The sequence below is a fragment of the Bacillus sp. T-10(2022) genome (genome assembly GCF_056502895.1).
On the sequence record NZ_CP113518.1, the window covers coordinates 2,236,732 to 2,259,162 of the forward strand.

24 protein-coding genes are annotated in these 22,431 nt (G+C 39.2%); 22 read left to right on the forward strand and 2 right to left on the reverse strand.

The genetic code is table 11. The annotated features are described in order from the left end of the window. The first annotated feature begins 140 nt into the window (after positions 1 to 140). From OSJ91_RS10990 to OSJ91_RS11075, 18 genes are all read left to right on the forward strand, one after another. A complete protein-coding gene (locus OSJ91_RS10990) occupies positions 141 to 626 on the forward strand; it encodes a peptidoglycan-binding domain-containing protein (RefSeq protein ID WP_485891549.1) in 486 nt (161 codons plus the stop codon). Between the two features lie 537 nt (positions 627 to 1,163). Next, positions 1,164 to 1,991 (forward strand): MerR family transcriptional regulator, encoded by an 828-nt coding sequence (locus OSJ91_RS10995; protein ID WP_485891550.1) that lies wholly within the window; start codon positions 1,164 to 1,166, stop codon positions 1,989 to 1,991. Between the two features lie 127 nt (positions 1,992 to 2,118). Next, complete coding sequence (locus OSJ91_RS11000) at positions 2,119 to 3,606, forward strand: UbiD family decarboxylase domain-containing protein (RefSeq protein ID WP_485891551.1); 1,488 nt, start codon at positions 2,119 to 2,121, stop codon at positions 3,604 to 3,606. A 47-nt stretch (positions 3,607 to 3,653) separates the two neighbouring features. Further along, a complete protein-coding gene (locus OSJ91_RS11005; RefSeq protein ID WP_485891552.1) occupies positions 3,654 to 4,229 on the forward strand; it encodes a non-oxidative hydroxyarylic acid decarboxylases subunit B in 576 nt (191 codons plus the stop codon). A 35-nt stretch (positions 4,230 to 4,264) separates the two neighbouring features. Further along, positions 4,265 to 4,726, forward strand: a complete 462-nt coding sequence (locus OSJ91_RS11010; protein WP_485891553.1) for a pyridoxamine 5'-phosphate oxidase family protein — start codon at positions 4,265 to 4,267, stop codon at positions 4,724 to 4,726. A gap of 246 nt (positions 4,727 to 4,972) precedes the next feature. After that, positions 4,973 to 5,806: an alpha/beta fold hydrolase gene (locus tag OSJ91_RS11015; protein WP_485891554.1), complete on the forward strand. Its 834-nt coding sequence runs from the start codon at positions 4,973 to 4,975 to the stop codon at positions 5,804 to 5,806. A 240-nt stretch (positions 5,807 to 6,046) separates the two neighbouring features. Beyond that, positions 6,047 to 6,733, forward strand: coding sequence for a cyclase family protein (locus OSJ91_RS11020; protein ID WP_413016995.1), 687 nt, complete (start codon positions 6,047 to 6,049; stop codon positions 6,731 to 6,733). A 14-nt stretch (positions 6,734 to 6,747) separates the two neighbouring features. Next, the gene (locus OSJ91_RS11025) at positions 6,748 to 7,467 is read left to right on the forward strand and encodes a carboxymuconolactone decarboxylase family protein (protein WP_485891555.1); all 720 of its coding nucleotides are present in this window, start codon (positions 6,748 to 6,750) and stop codon (positions 7,465 to 7,467) included. Between the two features lie 21 nt (positions 7,468 to 7,488). Then, on the forward strand, positions 7,489 to 8,178 hold the full coding sequence (locus tag OSJ91_RS11030) for a CoA transferase subunit A (protein ID WP_485891556.1): 690 nt from the start codon (positions 7,489 to 7,491) through the stop codon (positions 8,176 to 8,178). Next, on the forward strand, positions 8,171 to 8,803 hold the full coding sequence (locus OSJ91_RS11035) for a 3-oxoacid CoA-transferase subunit B (protein WP_413017001.1): 633 nt from the start codon (positions 8,171 to 8,173) through the stop codon (positions 8,801 to 8,803). Before OSJ91_RS11030 ends, OSJ91_RS11035 begins: the two co-directional genes overlap by 8 nt. Positions 8,804 to 8,823: 20 nt before the next feature. Next, positions 8,824 to 9,939 carry a muconate cycloisomerase family protein gene (locus OSJ91_RS11040; protein WP_485891557.1) on the forward strand — a complete coding sequence of 372 codons (1,116 nt, stop codon included), beginning with the start codon at positions 8,824 to 8,826 and terminating at the stop codon, positions 9,937 to 9,939. Between the two features lie 75 nt (positions 9,940 to 10,014). Next, positions 10,015 to 10,353, forward strand: coding sequence for a DUF3870 domain-containing protein (locus OSJ91_RS11045; RefSeq protein ID WP_048687694.1), 339 nt, complete (start codon positions 10,015 to 10,017; stop codon positions 10,351 to 10,353). Positions 10,354 to 10,357: 4 nt separating this feature from the next. Beyond that, a complete protein-coding gene (locus OSJ91_RS11050) occupies positions 10,358 to 11,551 on the forward strand; it encodes a thiolase family protein (RefSeq protein WP_413017005.1) in 1,194 nt (397 codons plus the stop codon). A 26-nt stretch (positions 11,552 to 11,577) separates the two neighbouring features. Continuing rightward, positions 11,578 to 12,390: a dioxygenase family protein gene (locus OSJ91_RS11055; RefSeq protein WP_485891558.1), complete on the forward strand. Its 813-nt coding sequence runs from the start codon at positions 11,578 to 11,580 to the stop codon at positions 12,388 to 12,390. Between the two features lie 139 nt (positions 12,391 to 12,529). Next, positions 12,530 to 13,897, forward strand: coding sequence for an MFS transporter (locus OSJ91_RS11060; protein WP_413017009.1), 1,368 nt, complete (start codon positions 12,530 to 12,532; stop codon positions 13,895 to 13,897). 196 nt (positions 13,898 to 14,093) lie between these two features. Further along, positions 14,094 to 15,440 (forward strand): MFS transporter, encoded by a 1,347-nt coding sequence (locus tag OSJ91_RS11065; protein ID WP_350302257.1) that lies wholly within the window; start codon positions 14,094 to 14,096, stop codon positions 15,438 to 15,440. 21 nt (positions 15,441 to 15,461) lie between these two features. Continuing rightward, complete coding sequence (locus OSJ91_RS11070; protein ID WP_485891559.1) at positions 15,462 to 16,268, forward strand: sugar phosphate isomerase/epimerase family protein; 807 nt, start codon at positions 15,462 to 15,464, stop codon at positions 16,266 to 16,268. Positions 16,269 to 16,397: 129 nt separating this feature from the next. Next, a complete protein-coding gene (locus tag OSJ91_RS11075) occupies positions 16,398 to 16,799 on the forward strand; it encodes a YybH family protein (RefSeq protein ID WP_350302259.1) in 402 nt (133 codons plus the stop codon). 262 nt (positions 16,800 to 17,061) lie between these two features. Here the strand turns inward: OSJ91_RS11075 and OSJ91_RS11080 are convergent, their stop codons facing one another. Both OSJ91_RS11080 and OSJ91_RS11085 read right to left on the reverse strand, forming a co-directional pair. Then, positions 17,062 to 18,495: an aldehyde dehydrogenase family protein gene (locus tag OSJ91_RS11080; RefSeq protein ID WP_485891560.1), complete on the reverse strand. Its 1,434-nt coding sequence runs from the start codon at positions 18,493 to 18,495 to the stop codon at positions 17,062 to 17,064. Positions 18,496 to 18,523: 28 nt separating this feature from the next. Beyond that, entirely contained in the window at positions 18,524 to 20,158 is a 1,635-nt protein-coding gene (locus tag OSJ91_RS11085) for an acetolactate synthase large subunit (protein WP_413017015.1), read from the reverse strand. Positions 20,159 to 20,287: 129 nt separating this feature from the next. Between OSJ91_RS11085 and OSJ91_RS11090 the strand changes: the two genes are divergently transcribed. The 4 genes from OSJ91_RS11090 to OSJ91_RS11105 all read left to right on the forward strand — a co-directional run bounded on the left by OSJ91_RS11090 (position 20,288) and on the right by OSJ91_RS11105 (position 22,369). Then, a complete protein-coding gene (locus tag OSJ91_RS11090; RefSeq protein ID WP_485891954.1) occupies positions 20,288 to 20,416 on the forward strand; it encodes a hypothetical protein in 129 nt (42 codons plus the stop codon). Between the two features lie 134 nt (positions 20,417 to 20,550). Then, positions 20,551 to 20,760: a hypothetical protein gene (locus OSJ91_RS11095; protein ID WP_485891561.1), complete on the forward strand. Its 210-nt coding sequence runs from the start codon at positions 20,551 to 20,553 to the stop codon at positions 20,758 to 20,760. 15 nt (positions 20,761 to 20,775) lie between these two features. After that, positions 20,776 to 21,009 (forward strand): hypothetical protein, encoded by a 234-nt coding sequence (locus OSJ91_RS11100; protein ID WP_413017017.1) that lies wholly within the window; start codon positions 20,776 to 20,778, stop codon positions 21,007 to 21,009. A gap of 436 nt (positions 21,010 to 21,445) precedes the next feature. Next, the gene (locus tag OSJ91_RS11105) at positions 21,446 to 22,369 is read left to right on the forward strand and encodes an alpha/beta hydrolase (protein ID WP_485891562.1); all 924 of its coding nucleotides are present in this window, start codon (positions 21,446 to 21,448) and stop codon (positions 22,367 to 22,369) included. Positions 22,370 to 22,431 lie beyond the last annotated feature (62 nt).

Here is a 22,431-nt window from a genome sequence, read left to right on the forward strand (position 1 = left end):
GGTATCCCACTTATTCGAGCCTTCTGGGACACTTTTTGTTTAGCAAGGACAAAACAGGACATCGGTCGGAAGGGAAATATTAATCTGAAGGGAAATAGTAAAGGTAGTTCGGATGTACAAAAAAAGAGGGAGATGGAGCTATGAAGAAATTACTTACTAGTTTGGCAGTATTGGCAATGGCCCTTGGGATATCTTTTTCTACCGCTTCAGCATCTGCTGGAGGTTTTCACCACCCCGAAAGCTGGGATAAGAATTCTATTTTGCGGAAGGACACTCATGGGGTGGAGGTCAGAAATATGCAGTATATCCTGAATGTCATGGGTTTTTATACGGATTCTGCAGTGGTTAACGTTGATGGTATCTTTGGACCAAAAACCGAAGCGGGAGTGAAGAAATACCAAAAAGAAAACAACTTGAAAGTGGATGGTGTGGTTGGCCCCCGGACGTGGGATAGCTTCTCGCAATATATTAAGAAGAATGGCAATGAAACATATGGAGCAGGCGGAAACATGGGACTCAGAATTAAATGGAAGTACGACAATTCCTCCTATACATCGGGCTCTAAAGCCTATATTTACGGTAATGGAGATACATTAAGCGACCAATACCGCTTGTATGCAAATTAAGATACAGGAAATTCCTTTCATATGAAAAACGTGTCCACAAATAGGCACGTTTTTATTTTTTGCTTTCACAAGTTGATTGTATTTGTAAGCTCCTGTTCCTTCTTGGTTATTGTGTGGTCTGATTTTTGATTCCCTTCTAAATAATATTCCTTCCAGAAGAATCAGTTTAAGTCCAAAAACATAAAAGCTGGTAATGATTACTGCTGACGATAGTGAAAAAATCCATAATCCTTTTGATTCATAGGAGGATTTTTTTATGCTCAATTTAAAATTTAATAATATTATTTAACTTTCTCACTTATTGCTTATTAATGAAGATGTAGATATGATCCATTTTTTCGATAGGCAGGGCCTTTAAAATCCATTCATTTTAAATGGAAAAATGGTAAAGTTAGAGGGGATTGAAGATTCTTTAGAATACTGACCCTCTCCAATCGGTTGTAGCTGCCGAATGGAAGGAGGGAAATTAATAAATTAATATATGATATAAGACTTAGAAAGAAATTTACAAAAAGTATTTGCAGAGGAGTAGCGCATATGGACAATTACTTATCAATCAGTGAAATGGCTTCCATTCACAGTATCTCAAGACAGACTCTCATTTATTACGATAAAATCGATCTATTTAAACCGGTACATATAGATGAACATGGTTATCGATATTATAGTGCAGTTCAGATTCCATTTCTAAGGGAAATTTGCTTTTTGAAGTCGATTGGCATCAAGCTGAATGATATTAAGGATCATATTGGAAACCGAAATTTAACCACTGCCATATCACTTTTGGAGTTTCATCAAGAATTCATAGAAAAAGAAATAAATGCCTTGATGAATACACGTACATTTATTCAACAAAGATTAATGAAATATTCAGAAGCCAAAAATATTAAAAGTGAATTGGATAAACCTATTATAGAAGAATTTCCTGAAAGGCATGTCTTATTTATGCCATTTGAAAATGAATTGTGCCGAGAAGAATTACATTTAACGCTGATGAAAGCTTGGAATGTATTAAGTAAACATGAGATGCTTCCGTCAGAGGGATTTGGCACGGTTATTTTAAAGGATAAGCTTGGAACGGATGATGTTTTCGAGGGTGCGGGAATATATACTGCATTACCTTTTATAGATCCTGATATGGATAACATGATGACGTTGCCTGCTGGGCAATATGCATGTGTGTATAAATATGGAATGCCATATAACATTCAGTTTTTAAATGAATTGGTTCAATGGATCAGTGAAAATCACTATACAATTATAGGGGACGTTGTGGACGCTTGCTTATTGGATACGACCTTTTACGAGAATGATAGTAGTGTTGATTTTTGTCAGCTGCAAATCCCTGTAGAGAAAATTACTTGAATTTTCAAATATCCATTGACTGTATAGTAGAAATACACTTTAGAATATCATTTGTAACCGATAACATTTAGGTTATTTGAATGACTATACATAGGATACTGATCACAAAGTGACAGGGGGATTTATTATGTCTGAAAAAATGAATAAAGTGAGAGATTTACGTTCTGCGCTGGAACTACTGAAGTCGATTCCAGGACAATTGATTGAAACGGATGAACCAGTCAATCCTCATGCTGAATTATCTGGGGTGTATCGTCATGTCGGTGCTGGCGGGACAGTGATGCGTCCAACAAAGATCGGACCTGCCATGGTTTTCAATCATGTTTTGGGACATGAAGATTCAAGCGTGGTGATCGGACTTTTAGCCAGCCGGGAAAGAGTCGGCCATATGCTGGATACAAAACCGGAGCGGCTCGGGTTCCTTTTAAATGAAGCTGTAAAAAATCCAATTGATCCAATCACCATTTCGAATGATAAAGCGAAAGCTCAAGAAGTGGTTCACTTTGCAGAAGATCCCGATTTCGATATCAGAAAATTAATACCTGCGCCTACGAATACAGAAGAAGATGCAGGCCCGTATATCACCATAGGAATGTGCTATGCCTCCGATTCAGAAACGGGTGAATCTGATATAACGATACATCGATTATGTTTACAAAGTAAAGATGAGATGTCCATGTATTTTGTTCCTGGCCGCCATTTAGAAGTTTTTCGTGAAAAGGCTGAAAAAGCAGGAAAACCGTTACCAATTTCCATTAGTATCGGTGTTGACCCTGCTATTGAAGTCGCTGCTTGTTTTGAAGCACCTACGACTCCCCTTGGCTTTAATGAGTTGAGTGTGGCAGGGGCGATCAGGAAAGAAGCGGTAGAATTGGTCCAATGCTTGACCATTGATGAAAAAGCAATCGCGAATGCTGAATATGTAATAGAAGGGGAATTGGTTCCCGGAGTGCGTGTTCGGGAAGATCAAAACACCAATACTGGAAAAGCAATGCCGGAATTCCCTGGTTATACAGGTTCAGCTGTTGCGGATCTGCCTCTAATCAAAGTGAAAGCCGTAACGCACCGAATCAATCCAATCATGCAAACAGTTATTGGTCCAAGTGAGGAGCATGTTAATATGGCTGGCATTCCAACTGAAGCAAGCATTCTGCAAATGGTGGAAAAGTCCATGCCAGGAAAATTATTGAATGTTTATGCCCATACTTCAGGAGGAGGTAAATACATGGCTGTTCTTCAATTCAAGAAAAGTCAGCCAAGTGATGAAGGGCGCCAAAGACAAGCTGCACTATTGGCATTCTCTGCCTTTTCTGAACTTAAGCATGTATTCATCGTGGATGAAGATGTGGATCCCTTCGATAGCAATGATGTTTTATGGGCGTTAAATACTCGTTACCAAGGTGATGTTGATACGGTTTTCATTCCTGGAGTGCGCTGTCACCCGTTAGATCCTACACAAGATCCCGCATACAGCCCTACCATTCAGGAAAAGGGGATTTCCTGTAAAACCATTTTTGACTGTACAGTACCATTTCATTTGAAAGATGAATTTAAAAGGTCCGAATTTAAAGAGGTGGATCCAAGTCGATTCGTTCCTGGATTTTCCAATGCATAAGTTTCTATAAAGTTTCGATTCAATGACTAATGTAAGGTGGGGAATTAATGAAAATCATTGTTGGAATAACAGGAGCGACTGGAGCCATTTTCGGAATTAGGATTCTTCAGATGCTTAAAAGCAGTGAAGTGGAGACCCATTTAATCATGTCCCCGTGGGCACATGCCACCATTCAACATGAAACATCATATTCTGTTAAAGACGTGGAGGGATTAGCTGATCATTCCTATTCTTACAAAGATCAAGCTGCAAGAATATCAAGTGGATCATACCGGGTTGATGGCATGATCGTAGCACCTTGCAGCATGAAAACACTAGCTTCCATTCGCATGGGACTAGCGGATAATTTACTAACGCGATCTGCTGACGTCATGTTGAAAGAAAGAAAAAAATTATTACTAATGACAAGAGAAACCCCTCTGAATACGATTCATTTGGAGAATATGACGGCGCTTTCCAAAATGGGGACCATTATATTCCCTCCGATGCCAGCCTTCTATAATCATCCTGAGAATGTTAACGATATCATTGATCATCTGGCTTATCGGGCGCTAGATCAATTTGAAATCGATGCTCACGGTGCGAAACGGTGGGACGGAATGAAATATCGCACCAAAATATAACAGATTACTAGGGAATTAAAGAAAAAGGTGAAAAAATGAATGGGATGGAAATGCCAGTAGAGGTATTCGACTTGTTAAATGGTAAAGAACTTGTCGACAAGCAGCATGAAGCCATGATGCTGTTGACGATAAGTGAAGAAGGCTGGCCTCATACAGCAATGATTAGCGTAGGTGAGATCGTAGCGGTAAGCAGGACCGAATTAAGGATTGGCTTATGGCCGAATACTTCGACTACAGCCAATGTCATTCGTACCCATAAAGCTACACTGGTTTTGTTTTGGAAAGGTAAAGCACAATATATTCGCCTATCAATAGTGGGATTAAAAGAGCTACCAAATGCCCAACACCAAAGAGAAAGGTTCTACGCCAAAATAGTGGATGCACGGGAGGATATGGCTAAGTATGCTGAAATAACCTCTGGAATTAAAATACAATTGAAAAACCCAAAAGAGGTTGTTGGACGATGGAGTGAGACCATAGAGGACCTCCTTCAATAAAATTCCCAGGTACCGACTTTAAGTTACTGAGAAATCAAAATTATCAAATTATAATTGTAAAAATCAGAACTTCATGTAAAATGGAATCATTACATGTATTTATACCTTGCCTATTCATTAACCATTAAAAAAAGCCCTTTTTTAATGAAAATTAATGAACTGACTGGCTATCTTAATTTCTCGATCAAGTTACCTTGATGGTGAAGTTAAGATAGCTTTTTTTATTAAATATGGAGGAGTGATACTATGGAAATGTATGTAAAGGAATTGGGGAATCATAGAATCCAAATTGCAGATTATCCTGGAACGAAAGGGCCAATTATCGCCATACATGGTTTAACGGGTAATCATAAGCAAATGCATTATTATGCAGAAATGTTAAAAGGCGAGTACAGAGTCATCTCGATTGACTTAAGAGGAAGGGGAAATAGTTCGAGGGCAGATGTGCAGTCTTCTCTTTTTAAACATGCAGAAGATGTAATTGAGTTAATTCAAGAATTAAAGATTAAAAATCCGATTTTGATAGGATATTCAATGGGAGCCTTCATCTCAAGCGTTGTAGCCAGCAAATTAACCTCGGTACAGGCCTTGATATTATTGGATGGTGCGGCCATTTCCTCTCAACAACAAAGGGACATCGTACAACCATCACTAGGCCGATTAAGTAAAGAATATGAATCTCAGGAAAGTTATATTGCAGAAATTAAGGAAATCTATAGCCGGTTGGGTATCAATTGGACGGATCACCTGCAAAGTGTGGCGGAGTATGAGGTTCATGAAGTGGATGGTCACTGGGAGAATAAATCATCAGAAGATAGCATTCTTAGGGATTTTGATAGTTTTTATTCTTTTGTCCCTAAAGAAGTTTGTAGACAAATTTCCTGTAAAACCTTATTGGTGTATGCCAGTGGGAAGATAGGGGAATTTCCTCCATTATTTTATGAAGAAGCCTATGCTGATACGAAGAAATATACGCCTGATATCGAAACGATCGTTTCTACATGTAATCACTATACAATGGTGTTTGAAAATAGAGTGGAAATTAACGAAGGAATAAAATCTTTTTTAAATCGAATTTGATTTTTTGCAGTTATTTTTAAAAAAGATATTGAAATTAACAGAAAATAGTGTAATATTAAGAATATATAATAAACTTAATTATTGCCTATTCATTAGCTATTAAAAAATAACCTTTTTTAATAACAACTAGTGAACAACTGGCTACCTTAAACACCTGCTGTCAATTATTGATAGTAATGTTTAGGGTAGCCATTTTTGTCGTGATAATGTAAACGCTTAATGAATTTGGGGGTTTTATGGTTGAAAATCATTGATTTAACATTGGAACTTTACGATGGTCTAGTTACAAATAATGATTTACCTGCAATTGGCATTAAAGATGAACCTCTTGAACAAAAGGGGAAATCTGATTCACTTCCTAAAGGATACCGTTCCAAGTTGATTTCTTTTTCTGACCATAGTGGGACACATGTCGATGTGCCTTCACATTACTTTGAAAACGGGGAGTCGGTTGAAAACATCAATCTGAAGAATATGTTTGGGGATGCCCTCATATTGGATGTAAGCATGTTAAAAGCGACACACGAACCTGTTACGAAAGCTTTACTTGAAGAGGCGGAACGCAGGCAGGGGGTGTACGTAGAAAAAAGCGATATCGTCCTCATCAGGACATGGGGGAAATCATGGGGGGAAGAAGGATTTTTTGAAGCGCAGGCCTTAGATGATAGTGTGGCCCAATGGTTTATTGAAAAGCAAATACATATTGTCGGGTTGGATTTGCCCAATGCCGATTTGAACCAGGATTCAGAAAGCGGAATTCATCAAAAATTACTGAACCATGATATATATATCGTTGAAAATCTAGTGAATCTTGAAAAACTGCCTAAGCATTCTCGCTTTCTTTTTTTCGGGATCCCTTTAAAACTAAAAAATGCAACAGCCTCACCTATAAGGGCACTATCGATACTTGATTCACAATTAATATAAAGAGGTGCAGACGAATGAGCGAGGGATTATTGTATTTCAAAGAAGTTTATGATGTGGTACCAGGCTGGGTGCAAAAAATGCACGATTATAGCCCAAATGCACTTGATCACTATACCAACTTACGCAGTAACATCATGCAAGAGGGAGCCTTGACGAGGAAGGAAAAAGATATATTACTGGTTGGCATGAATGCTGCGAGGTTGTATGAACGGAGTATGGTTTACCATACCAAAGGGGCAATCGATGGCGGGGCAACAATACCGGAACTGGTGGAATACCTAATTGTTCCTTACTTATATAACGGAACAGAAGCATTAAAAACAGGAATGAAGTCTTTGGAGTATGCTCTAACACTTAAAGGCATTCGATATCCCGAAATAAGTGGCGATCAAGGAACAGCAGAAGAAATCCTGCTTTATATGATTGAACTATTAGGGGATGAGGAGACGGGATTCGTCACGAATGTTTTGAAACTGGTTAAATCGGAAGACCAAAACTCCCTCAAAGATTATATATTAAGTGATTCAGTGGTTTCAAAAAGGCTAAAACATCTCCTGATGGCAGGAATATTCATTACAGAATTAAAAGGGGAACAGGTTGGGGAATGGATGGAGGCGGCAAGGTTAAATGGAGCTTCGGATGAACAATTAGCTGAAGTGGGACTTATTTGCTTATTGACTGCCGGAATACCTGCTTGGTTTGAGGCAAGTGATTCATTGATTGAAAATAAGTAACGTGAGATTGGTGGGGAAAACATGACGAAAGTACATCAAGATATAGAAGCAGCTTTATCTTGTGTGAAGAACGGTCATACATTAATGGTAGGTGGATTTGGCTTGATCGGTGCCCCTCTTACATTAATAGATGGTTTGGCCAAAAAGGATGTAGCAGGCTTGACAGTAATCAGTAACAATTTAGGCGAGAAAGGAAAAGGTCTGGGAGTTCTCCTAAGCCAGAAGAAAATAAAAAAGGCGATTGGTTCTTATTTTACAAGCAATCGTGAAATTGGGGAGTTCTACCAACGTGGTGAAATTGAATTAGAACTATTACCACAGGGGACATTAGCGGAATCCATTCGCGCTGGCGGTGCCGGCATAGGCGGTTACTATACGAAAACGAGTGTAGGGACCGATTTAGCTAAAGGAAAAGAAGAAAGGGAAATAAATGGGGATGCATATATTTTTGAACCTGCCATTAGAGCGAATGTAGCTTTGATCAGGGCATGGAAGGCTGATACACTTGGTAATCTTGTTTATTATAAAACGGCTCGAAACTTTAATCCGGTAATGGCAACAGCCGCAGATGTCGTAATTGCGGAAGTGGATGAGATAGTTGAACCTGGTGAACTCCCCCCAGAGGAGATTGTAACACCGCATCTATTCGTCGATGGAATTATTAAGGCAAAGAAAATCCTGACGAAGGAAGGTGTCAAAGGTTATGAGTGACAAAGAATTAATGCAAAATATGATAGCAAGACGCGCGGCAAAAGAATTGACGGGCCCTTGTATAGTAAACCTTGGAATCGGGATTCCGACCTTGGTTGCAAAATACATTGATGATGAAAATGTTTTTTTCCATACGGAAAATGGATTACTAGGGGTTGCAGAAGTTGATGAAGATGAAATCGATCCCAATTTAGTTAATGCAGGCAAGTTACCGGTAGGGGAATCGATTGGTGCATCATTCTTTAATAGTGCAGAATCGTTTGCAATGATCCGTGGAGGGCACATTGATGTTGCCATCTTGGGTGTTTTGCAGGTAGGTCAAACTGGGGAAATTGCAAATTGGGCGGTGCCTGGCAAGAATATCATGGGTGTTGGAGGAGCGATGGACCTGTTGGTTGGTGCCAAAAAAGTGATCGTGACCATGACACATACAAGTAAGGAAGGTAAAAGTAAAGTTTTAAAGAAATGCACCTACCCGATTACTTCCACAAGAAGCGTTGACTTGATCATCACCGAGTTGGCTGTCTTTGAAGTTATAGACAAACAGTTGAAATTGATTGAATTAATGCCAGGTATAACGATCGAAGAAGTAAGAGCAAAAACAGAAGCGGATTTTATCTATTAAATGTTAAAAAGGTGGATTAAATGAAAATACGTTCAGTAGATGTATACATTATTGATTTACCCACAATTCGTCCTCATCAGCTTGCCATGCATACGATCGTGGAACAAACGATCATTCTTGCCCGTGTCATGGATGAAGAGGGTACGGAAGGTTGGGCGGAAGTGGCGACAATAGGCGGGGCTTCATATGGTGAGGGGACGCCTGAGGCGATCAAAGTGAATATTGATACATATATCGCCCCGCTTATCATTGGTAAAAACCCCGTCCATTATGACAAAATCATGCATGAAGTTTCACTAAATGTTAGAGGAAATAATTTTGCGAAGGCTGTCGTTGAATCAGCCATGGTGGATTTAGTAGCCAGAAGGAGAAACATCCCTGCTTATGAATTATTCGGTGGACAAATTCATAAATCATTGCCGGTGGCATGGACTTTGGCAAGTGGGGATACGAGTAAAGATATCGAAGAAGCGAAAGAATCCTTACACCAAAAACGTCATAATATCTTTAAATTGAAAATTGGCAAAGGTAATCCATATAAGAATGTGGAGCATGTATTGAAAATTATTGAAGCCGTGGGAGATCAAGCACGCATTACGGTTGATGTTAATCAAGCATGGGATGAAACAACGGCTACGTATTGCATTGAAGCTTTAGAGGAAGGCGGGGTTTCCATGGTCGAACAGCCGCTGCCAGCTTGGGATAATGAAGGGATGGCAAGGTTGACCGAACGTTTTAAGGTCCCGATCATGGCTGATGAATCATTGAATTCATTACAAGATTCATTCCAAATAGCTAAACATAGGGCAGGTAATTCCTTCGCCTTGAAAATATGTAAACATGGCGGGATGACCCAAACGAAAAAGGTGGCTGCGATTGCCGAAGGTGTAGGCTTTGGTTTGTATGGCGGAACGATGATTGAATCATCATTGGGAACGGCCATTTGTGCACAACTTTATTCAACCATTCCAAAATTTGAATTCGGTACTGAATTATTTGGACCGTTACTTTTCAAAGAAAATATTACGCTAAACCAAATTAAATATGAGAATTTTGAAATAATCATCCCGGATGGGCCAGGATTTGGCATGGAGATAGATATGGAAAAAGTAAAACATTTTTCAAGAGGTCTTTAATTAATATAAACTGGAAAGTGGAATATGGAACACCCACTGGTTTATGCAAGTAATCTTGAGAGGATGTAGTTTTATATGGGACAGCCAACATTATTAATTACCGCCTATGCGAAGGCACCGCAAAATACGAGCATGTATGAAAATTATAAATACGCTGGGATGGTACTGGAAATTCACAAGGAAAGTCACATTATCATTAATGCAGAATTTACGTTTTTAACAACTTTGGCCCAGGATTTTTTTAAGCGAATGATAGTTGGTTTTGATTTTAGTAAAGATATTGATTCCTTAATAGAGAATATTAAAACGGACTTTTTAGCTCCATCGCAGCAGTCGGTGATTGTTGCCTTGAAAATAGCTCACCAAAGATATAAGGATAGTTTAGAAGAAAGAAATAAAAATAGCAGGAGGTAGAAAATTGAGCAATGTAGTTATTATAGACTCGGTTCGCACGGCTATTGGGAAATTAGGGGGAGCATTGGAAAATGTTCCTGCCGATTTCCTGGCAGCTGCTGTCCTTGATGAAGTTATCAAGAGAGCGGATATTCCTAAAGAGAGTATTGATGAAGTGATTATGGGACAAGCCAAACAAAGTTCAGATGCGTCAAATTTGGCAAGAGTTGCATTGCTCCGGGCAGGATTTCCTGTTGAAGTACCAGGTTATACCGTACACAGACAATGCGGATCCGGCATCCAGGCGATCAATTCTGCCAGTCAACAAATACAATGCGGGTTTGGAGATGTAATCATTGCAGGCGGAGCGGAATCAATGAGCACGGCCCCATACTATATGAGAAATATCCGTTTTGGGTTGAAATCAGGCAATGGACAGTTATTGGACCCGAATACGGAAAGCCAGCCAGGTTCACAGCCCGTTGAAGATTACGGAATGTTGACGATGGGAATGACTGCAGAAAATCTGGCTGAAAAATATTCCATTTCAAGAACTGAACAAGATGAATTTGCTTTAAGGAGCCAAGAAAGTGCAAAACGGGCAATTTCTACTGAAATATTTTCGAATGAGATCGTTCCCTATCAAATTAAAACGAAAAAAGGGTTAATGGAATTTAATGTGGATGAGCACCCAAGAGATACCAGTCTGGAAAAGTTGGCTAATTTAAAACCGGTTTTCAAGAAAAATGGAACGGTAACCGCTGGAAATAGTAGTGGAAGGAATGACGGTGCAGCCGCTCTGATACTAATGTCGGAAGAAGCAGCAAAAAGGCGTGGTAAAAAGCCAAAAGCAAGAGTGATTGCTCAAGCGGCAGCAGGCGTATCACCGAATTACATGGGGCTGGGGCCTGTCAACTCCACCTTGAAAGCGCTTCAAATATCAGGGCTGAAACTGAATGATATTGATTTAATAGAACTGAACGAAGCCTTTTCTGCACAAGCTTTGGCAGTAATCAAAGAATTGAAGCTTGATATGAATAAGGTGAATCCTAATGGCGGTGCCATTGCCATGGGACATCCAATAGGTGCCACTGGTGCAATTTTAGCAACCAAATTGATACATGAGTTAGAAAGAACCGGAAAAAGATATGGGCTAGTCACACTATGTATAGCAGGTGGATTAGGAATCAGTACCATCATTGAAAATCAACAAATATAAAAAACTTAAAAAATGGAGGAAATATTATGAAAAATCAAAAAGTAATCGACGTTTATAATGGATTGGTAGTTAAATTCAAGGAATTAGTTAGTGAATACGAAATTGATCATAATGACTATCAAGCTCTTGTTGATTGGATGGATCAATTAGGCAGGGCAGGGGAAATTCCGTTATTTATGGATGTTTTCTTTGAAACTCATGCCCTTCAAGAAATGTATAAAAGTGTAAAAGGAACTGAACCTACTATTCTAGGACCTTATTATATTGAAAATACGCCAGTCGTTCAAAATCCCGGAGTGTTGCCACAACGTGAAAATGAACAAGGTGACGTCCTTTACTTTTCAGGATCTGTTAAAGATGTTAATGGAAATCCGTTATCCAATACCAAAATCGATATGTGGCAGGCTGATACAAATGGTGAATACTCATACTTCGCTGAAGGAATCCCAGATGATAATTTACGTGGCGCTTTTTATACGGATGCGAATGGTAATTTTGAAATAAAAACAGTTGTACCTGGTAATTATTCAATTCCTACAGATGGACCTTCTGGTCAATTCTTAAAGTGGATTGATCATCATGCTTTTCGTCCAGCACATTTGCACCTATTATTCCAACCGGAAAATGGCGATAGATTAGTAACGCAAATATATTTTGAAGGCGATGAATATTTAGAAAATGATGTTGCACAAGGTGTTCGCGGAAGCTTAATTACAAAATTAGAAAAACATTCCGGTGCAGAAAAAGGATTGAAAAATGATTATTATACGGCTCATTTAGATTTTGAACTTAGATTACAAGATAAACCTGTTTTCAATAATGCTGTCGTGAAAAACTAATCATCGATAGGAATATGCATTGTTTGTTAATGGGCAATTTCAAAAGTTATTATCTGATTTTTTTGAGTATTTTCCGAGTTCTTATTTTGGAACTCGGAAAATACATTCGAACCGATATTTTTATGATGGGAGGCGGAAAATGCGTAGTGTAGTTGCTTCGGATATCATTGCTGTCAGTAAATTTAACCGCTTTCATTTACTTGTTTTTCTTTGGTGTTTTTATGCCATCGCTTTCGACGGGTATGAAATAGCGATGTATGGTGTGGGTTTGCCTTGGATGATGGAAGAGTGGGATTTAACTTCCATTCAGGCAGGGGCAGTCGGCAGTTATTCCTTATTCGGCATGATGATTGGCGCCCTGATTTTAGCACCGATCGCAGATAAATATGGCCGGAAGAATGTTCTCGTCATTTGTATGATTTTGTTCAGCGTATTTACCTTGGGGGCAGGGATTGCACCTAACCTCACATGGTTCACTGTCATGCGTTTCATTGCGGCAATTGGCATGGGAGCATTGATGCCGAATGTAATATCGCTAATGACTGAATATTCCCCAAAACAAAATCGGGCCATCATTGTAGCTGCGATGTATTGTGGCTATTCAATCGGTGGAATCATGGCATCATTAGTGGGAATGTATATCATTCCTTATACGGATTGGCGTGTATTATACTTTATTGGAATTCTGCCATTACTTACACTTCCAATATTCATGAAGCAGTTTCCTGAATCCCTTTCCTACTATTTAGCAAAGAAGGAAATTGGTAAGGTTGTTGAAATCCTCAATAAAGTCAAACCAGAAGGGAATTTTAAAGAAACAGACGATTTCAGACTTAGTGAAGCTGAACATAGGGGGAAAGGATCTCCAGTAAAAAAACTATTCACGAACAAACGGGCATTCAGTACGGTTTCCATATGGGTTGCTGTGTTCTGTACATTGATGATGGCTTACGGATTAAATACATGGCTTCCAAAAATGATGCAGGATTCCGGATTCAGTATCACCTCAAGCCTTTCATTTAACCTGGTTTTATGCCTTGGTCAAATTGGAGGTTCCTTAGTAGGCGGTTATTATGCTGGAAAAATGGGTCATCGTAAAATTCTTGTTACACTATTCTTATTAGGGGCCGTTACATTTGTCGCATTGAGCGCTACGACTAATACCATCGGAGTATACTTACTGATTTTTATGGGGGGTGCCTGTACTGTTGGTGCCATGAACTTAGCCAATCCGTATATCACAGAATATTACCCCCGTGAAATCCGTACGACGGGTATGGGCTATTCGCAAGCTATCGGCAGGATTGGCTCAATTCTCGCTCCTACTTTAATTGCCTTTCTTCTGTCAACAGGCATGGATCCGAAGGTGGCTTTTGCTACATTTGCCCTGCCAAGTATCATCGCAGCGGTCGGTTATATTCTGGTCCAAGAAAAACATGGATCTTTTGACAGGGTAGTCAAGGAGGACCATGAAGAGGTAGAATCAGAGAAGACTGTAACTATTTAAAGAAATGATTCACAATTCGGAATACAATCCCCTTGGTTGTTTAATTTTGCAACAAGGGGATCTGCAATTCAATGTTTCTAGGGGCTTTTGAAAATAATAAACTAAGGTTATAAGTAATGGAAGGAAACATAGTAGCATTCATGAATTTAGTAGAACGATGTACTAATATTGGGCATTAGGTTAAGGGGGAAATATATTGAGCTCAGAATTAAAGGCAATAATAGAAGATCGCACATCGGAACCGGTAACTGACAGATCAAAAAAAAGAAAACAGAAAACTGTTCGATGGTTCATCTTATTTCTAATTGCTTTGGTCACGTGTATTAATTACATCGACCGTGCCATCATTTCGCTTGCGGCTCCGAATATTCAAGCCGATTTACAAATTGATCCGGCTATGATGGGAATCATATTTTCCGTATTTGGCTGGAGCTATACCTTCTCCATGCTATTCAGCGGCTACTTTCTTGATAGATTCGGTCCTAGAAAGGTATACACGGTTTCGCTCATTTTATGGTCTGTATTTACATTCATGGTAGGAACCGCGAAAAATATATCGTCACTTATTACATATCGCATAGGACTGGGTGCCTTTGAATCTCCCTCCATACCTACTAATGCCTGGTGTGTATCCGAGTGGTTTCCTAAAAAAGAACGTGCTACTGCTGTTGGGATTTATACGGGTACCCAATATATTGGGTTAGCCTTCCTGACTCCAGTTTTTACATGGATCATCATAACCTTTGGATGGAATTACCTTTTTTATATCGCCGGAATTATAGGGATTCTTATTGGATTTGTTTGGTATGGATTCTATCGGAACCCTAGGGAACATATGCGGATTTCTCAGGAAGAGCTAAATTATATCAAAGAAGGCGGAGGGATGATCGGAACTGAAGAGAAGCATCCTTTCTCCTGGAGCCGATTAGGCCAACTGCTTAAACACCGTCAAATTTGGGGAATGTTCATCGGGCAATTTTCCATTCAAACTACTTTGTTTTTCTTTATGACTTGGTTTCCATCCTATTTGATTGATGAAAAGGGAATGACGATGTTGAAAACCGGAATTTATGCGAGTATTCCTTACATTGTAGCCATATTAGGAACTCTAATTGGCGGCCGATGTTCCGATTGGATGCTGACACGCGGGGTATCAACAGGATTGGCACGTAAACTTCCCATCATTGTCGGATTGTTACTGTCTTGTTTGATTCTCGGGGGGAATTATACGGATTCACCAAACATAGTCATCACCTTTATGGCGATAGCGTTCTTTGGACAGGGGATGGCATCAACAGTTACCGGAGCCCTTTTAGCTGATATTGCCCCGAAAGGAATGGTAGGCCTAACGGGTTCCTCACTATATTTTGTAGCAAACATTGGCGGGGCATTATCTCCGTTAATCGTAGGTTTAATCATTAGTGCGACACATTCTTATGCAGCAGCGTTAACCTTTATATCCGTAGTGGCCCTAATTGGCGCTTTTGCTTATATCTTCCTTCTCGGAAAAGTACAGCGTATAGAAATCACAATGAAAAAATAAAAGGAGAAAGGCGGAATTACATTGAAACTGAGTTTATGCACTACAGGATTTAAAGAATGGGACATAGAGGAAATAATAAATTGGCTGCTACCGTTGCAAGCGGATGTTAAAGGACTTGAATTATGGAATAAACATATAGAACGATTTCAGGAGAAGCATGGACCATTGGACAAGTTAGCCAAATTACTTGAAAACAATGATTTACAAATACCATCCATTAGTGGATATACGACTTTTTCAAAACTCTGGAACCAAAAAGAACATCAAAACGAAATCAATCAAGCAAGAAAATTGTTAGATATGGCTCATCAATTAAACTGCCCATTAATACGGACTTTCGCAGGACATATAGCATCAAGGAATGCCTCACCAGAGCAATGGTCGGAAACGGCAACCGAATTGAATAAATTAGGACAAATGGCCGATCTATATAGAGTGGATGTAGCAATAGAAATTCACTATGACTCTTTTGCTGATAACCTTGAAGCCATTCAAAAGCTTTTAGAAGATATTGACCATCCACGGATAAAACTGATTTTCGATGGTGCTAACTTATACGTTGATCAATTGAATCCGAAGGAGGTATTGGAATCCATCTTCCCCCATGTCAGCCATGTACATTTAAAAAATTATCACTACAATCATAAAGAGCGATATAAAAACAAACCAGCACCCATTTTTAGTGGGGATGTTGACAATATTCGCTTACTCGAAGAATTGAGAAAGCGGAATTATACAGGCTTTGTTTCTCTGGAATATTTCGGTCAGGAAGGAATGCCTAACTTGCTTGCCTCATTAGAACAATGGAAACAGCAACTGACATATTGATTTCTTTACGGGTATTTTAGCTGAAGATTAAAAATGATTCTTTTCTCTTAATTAGCAGGATATCCCATCAGGGCAGTCGAACATCAATTGGAGCGGTCCAATTAAGAGAAGTTGAATAGGAAGGTGAATATGCAGAATCATGAGCTGGAACAAATCATAAAAAATGCGGACAGGGCAATAAATAATGAGGATTTCGATCATTTAATGGAGTTCTATTCAGAGGATGCAACTTTAGTTGTCAAACCTGGAACTTTTGCAAAAGGGAAAGCGGAAATTCGTCGGGCATTCATTGCTATCGCTGAATACTTTAAACATAGTTTAATCGTCAATCAAGATAAGATGGCAATAATCGAAACGGGAGATACGGCATTGGTTGTGGCAAAAGCCCAGCTAAGTGCCAATCAAAAGGAAGATTCCGAATTCTCTATGGAAAGAACCGCGACATATGTATTTAAAAAGGATTCCACGGGTATATGGCGCTGCATAATCGACAACTCTTATGGTGCTGAAATAATCGAAGAATTGAAGTAATAAGTGAAAGCTGCCGTATATGGTGGCTTTTTATTTTTCCAACTAGATTACATCTGTATGTAACTAAGAGGCATTTTGTAAGAGAAAACAAAAATAGCGTTTTTAGTTATTAAAAAATCGCCTATGTATATAAGTGATGATGAAATGATTGTGCCCATTAATAATAAGAACAAAGACTACAATAAAAACATTAATTTACGACAAAACAAGAAGACGAAATCTTTAAGAAATCGCCGTCTCATTTACTAACCGTTAATATTCTTCAATTGTCGCTTATTTTAAAGCTGATAAACTTCTGCTCCATCATTTCATGCATCGCATATTTGACGCCTTCTCGGCCAACTCCGCTGTCCTTCCAACCACCATAAGGCATATTATCAATCCGGTAAGTTGGGATATCATTGATTACGACTCCACCTGTTTCCAAGCGTTCCGCCGCATAAAAAGCTCGTTCTATACTCGGAGTCATCACTCCTGAGTTCAATCCGTAGCGCGAATCATTTGCATCATTGATGGCATCATCCAGCGAATCGAATGGGAAAATGCAGACAATTGGACCAAATACTTCGAAACGAAATACCTTTGAGTCACGATTTACATTGGTTAAGACGGTGGGCAAAAGTACATTGCCTTCCACTGTACCGCCGCACTCAATTTTTGCTCCTTCCTGTACTGCCTCGTCAATCCAACTTTGAAGCCGTTCCAATGATTTTTTTGAAATAACCGCAGTAATATTTGTATTTTCGTCCAGTGGGGAACCGATGACAAGCTGCTTTGTCGTACTTACGAATCGATCTAAAAATTGTTGGTATAGTGATTTGTGGACATAAATTCGTTGAATCGAGATACACACCTGGCCATTATTCGTAAATGAACCCATCACACTTCTTTGAATGATTTTATCGATGTCGACTCCTTCATCAATGATGAATGGCGAATTGGATCCGAGTTCAAGGGTAAGCTTACGGAAGCCTGCCTGCTGCTGGATAAGGTGTCCGACCTCTACACTGCCTGTAAAAGTCACTTTTTTTACGTGTGGATGGGTCGTCAATGCCTCACTCAAAACATCCCCTTTACCCGGTATGATGTTCAATACTCCATCTGGCAACCCTGCTTGTTTAAAAATATCGGCAAGAACCAGTGAACTCAACGGGGTTTGTTCGGCAGGTTTTAACACAATCGAGTTTCCAGCCGCAATAGCTGGCCCAACTTTATGTGCGACCAGATTAAAGGGAAAGTTAAATGGGGTAATCGCAGTAACGACACCAATCGGGGTGCGAACCGTGAAGCCAAAACGGTTTACCCCGCCAACTGCCGCATCCATCGGGATTTGCTCTCCATAATTGTTCTTGGAAGCTTCTGCTGCAAAACGATAGGTCTGAACCGTACGATTCATTTCTTCACGAGCATTTCGAATCGTTTTCGCCGCCTCTAGAGAAATGATTTTCGCAAGTTCTTCACTGCGTTCTTCCATGATTGCTGCAGCTTTAAATAAAATTTCTGCTCGTGCATGAGCCGGGTAGGATCGGTATTTCTGAAAAGCGGCATTTGCCTCAACAATCGCTTCGATGGCATCCGCTGGTTCAGCCTGGCCGATTTGTGCAATTTCTTCATTTGAATGGGGATTAAATAAAGGCTCATACGATTTAGCCTCCCGCCATTTGCCACCGATCCACAATTGCCACTTTTTCTTCATTTGACATTCCTCCAATAATACATGCTCTTTATAATTTACAAATATAATCACCTAGTGTTTTCGATAGCTTTACATTTTCCGAATAATCGACATCCACATCAATCAAGACAATTTCCCGACTCGAAATTGCTTCTTCTAATGCAGGAAGCAATTCATCGGAATGGGTTACTTTCACTCCTTTAACCCCAAAACTTTTTGCGAATCCTAAAAAGTCTGGGTCTGTAAATTCAATCGCATTCGTACGATCAAATTTATTCAATTGCTTCCACTCAATAAGGCCAAATTTTGAATCATGGAAAATGACAATAACGAAAGCAAGACCCAGACGTTTGGCAGTTGCCAATTCAACCCCATTCATCAGAAATCCACCATCCCCTGTAACCGCAATGACAGGTTTATCAGGTTTTGCCAATTTGGCCGCAATGGCACCGGGAACCGCAATACCCATTGATGCAAAGCCATTAGAAATGATAGTGTGATTAGGCTTTTCCGGCTGATACATCCTGGCAATCCATAATTTATGGGCGCCCACATCCGAAATGACAATGGCATTCCCTTTTTCCGCCTTTTTTATATCGGCAATAATTCGCTGAGGGATGATTGGGCTTCCTGATACTTCATCCGAAGAATGAAGCTTTTCAACAATCTGAGACCTTAACCTTTTAACTTCTGGCCAAAGTTCCTTTTCTTCTACACCAGTAGTCAAGGCTTCAAGTGCCTCTGTGACGTTACCGACCAATTCAGCTTGAACGGGGTAATAGGCATCAATCTCAGCCGGTCGGGCATCAATATGAATAATCGGATTTCTCGCCTCATCGTTCCAATATTTTGGCAAATACTCGACGAAATCATAGCCGACAGTGATAATAAGATCGGCCAAATCAAACCCGCATAGAACATAATCCCTTGCTTGCATCCCTACTGTAAAAAGGGTCAATGGATGGTCAGAAGGTAAAACTCCTTTGGCCATGAACGAATTCACAACGGGAATTTGCTTTTCTTCTGCAAATTTCAGTAAGGACTCAGCAGCTTCATCGCGAACTACGCCATTACCAGCTAGAATAATCGGCTTTTTAGCGCGACTGATTAATTCGACAGCTTTTTTGATTTCTTCCTCGGCAGGGCGGGATCTTGGCATTGGTGTAACCCTTAGTGGTTCACCTTCTGTATCCATCATCGCCACATCTTCAGGGAGTTCTATATGAACAGCTCCCGGCTTTTCTATGACTGCAGTCTTAAATGCTTTACGGATAATTTCCGGAATCGTATGCGGCACCTTAATTTGTTGATTCCATTTCGTTACTTCCTCAAAAACCCCAATAATGTCCACATATTGATGCGACTCCTTATGAATTCGATCAAGGCCCGCCTGTCCTGTAATCGCGACAACAGGGGAATAATCCAGATAAGCATTTCCTATTCCTGTCAATAAATTAGTTGCACCCGGTCCCAATGTGCCCAAGCAGACGCCAGGATTTCCAGTTAGCCGGCCATATATATCTGCCATAAAAGCTGCAGCTTGTTCATGATGAACCAAGATAAATTCAATATCAGAGTTTATTAGAGAATCAATAAGATCCGTATTTTCTTCACCAGGTATCCCAAAAATATACTGAACCCCTTCATTCTCTAAACATCTTACAAACAAATCAGATGCTTTCAAATTATTCCCTCCTCGACCATTTCAATTTCTTTCCCTATATGTTGGCTTTGCCCACTAGAAATTATGTACTTGCGGATTATAAAGAAATTCAGGGTCATAACCTCAATAGTCATAACTAGGAGGGGGGATATGGAAATCGGTTCTAATCTATATAATAATATTGACCGAAATCAGAAGCATCACGCCATACTACGGAATTATCCAGAACTAGGCAGGGTGCGATATTTTTTAGAAAAAGTCGGCCCGGAATTTTGGTGAGAAGGCCTTTTTGTTTGGAAGTTTCGGTTGTAATCAAAATAGATAGGGGGAGAGCAAATGATTAGCTTTGAGATTAATCATGAGCTGTTGAAGACGCTTTACATTCAGTGGGTAGAAGAACACCTAAGGGAGATATGGATTCAAAACAATTGAAGCCATTAATATTAATTCTATTAGGATTATTTTTAATAGGGATTGTGGCAACATTTTATATGTATTTTACTCGGCCAAGTGGTGAGGAAATAGTAAATCAATTTGAAGTTGCGGTAAATCAAGGGGATATAGATACGCTTGAAAAACTAGGAAAAGTTAACAAGGAAATGAAACATACTAAAAAAATCTAGAACAATTAATTACCTATGACAAAGGAAGGAAATCTTAAAACAACGATACAAAGCTTGCCCCCAGGCATTTATACCGTGACAGGATCAAAAAAATATGAGTATGCTGAGATAAATGCTAAAGAGGAAATTAATCTCTTTGAAGATGATACGTTCAGTAAATCTGTTTCTCTTGAATTAACAGGGGAGCAATTAGCAATAGAATCTGATGTTGGAATTCTCTATGGAAAGAACCGCGACATATGTATTTAAAAAGGATTCCACGGGTATATGGCGCTGTATAATCGACAGCTCTTATGGTGCTGAAATAATCGAATAACTGAAGTAATAAGTGAAAGCTGCCGTATATGGTGGCTTTTTATTTTTAATTGTTATAACTTGCTTATAAATATGAAAAAACTAGGATGGTTGTTGATGTTAAATTTAATAAGCAATTGAAGCTAATAAGAGTATTTGTATGCATGTTAGATTCAATAGACAGCTCATAACTCTATTTGTCATAAAAATAACTTTCCATGTAAAAAAAATTTAACACATTTTCTGTTTTAATAGATCCTTACTATGACAATTTTGAGATTTCCCTTTTATTTTCTCCATTTTTCTAATTCTAATGGTTAAATATTAAACTGGCACGCTGCTTGCAATAACTAATAATGAAAGCTATTAAAACATTATTGGAGGTAGGGAAATGATAGAGCGTCAAATTCAATTTTATAGTGAAGGTTACAAATTAGATGGCACAGTGTATCTTCCAGACGATTATAAAAAAGGAGAAAAAAGACCGGCTATTATTCCGAATTCTGGATATCAAGGGTTTAATGAATTTTATCCAAAGTTATTTGCGAAAAATTTAACAGCGGCAGGTTATGTCTGCTTTGGATTTGATTATCGGAGCTTCGCAAAAAGTGAAGGTGAAGAAGGTCGCGTTATTTTGGATGAGCAGGTAGAAGATATTCAAAATGCGATAACATTCCTCTCCCTCCAGGAAGAAGTAGATTCAGATAGAATAGGATTAATAGGTTGGGGTATGGGCGGTTCGAATGTGGTCCGTGTGGCCGCAAGAGACAAACGGGTTAAGGCAGTTGCAGCACTAAATGGTTTTTATAATGGTCAAAGATGGTTACGCTCTATTCATTCCTACGTTGAATGGAATGAAATCTTGAAAACGGTTGAAAAAGATCGAGAACAACGGGTATTAACTGGGAAGTCCCAACTTGCAAGTACGTTTATTCATTATCCGCTTGATCCGGCCACAGCGGATTATGTTGAAAAGGAACTGGCCGTTCTGTCCCCATTTGGTAAGCAGACAGTATTGCAGTTTACAGACTCAATAATTAGCATGAACGCAGAATTAGAAGTGAAAAATGTAACGGTGCCGCTTTTCATTGCCCATGGAAAAGAAAACTTATTACATCCGCTTGATGAGGCAAATGAACTGTACGAAGCAGCAAATGAACCGAAAAAACTTTATATAATAAATGGTAAGCATAATGATTTCATGTATCATGAGCATGAAGTTTTCCAAGATTTAATTGAAACGCTTAAAGCTTTCTTTGGTGAAATTCTAATAAAAAAGGAAGAAAATATTAAAGTCATCCAAATGCAAGGGTAAAATAGATAATCGCGTGACAGGTGGCAAATTATTTTGTCATCTGTCTTTTCATATTTTGAATC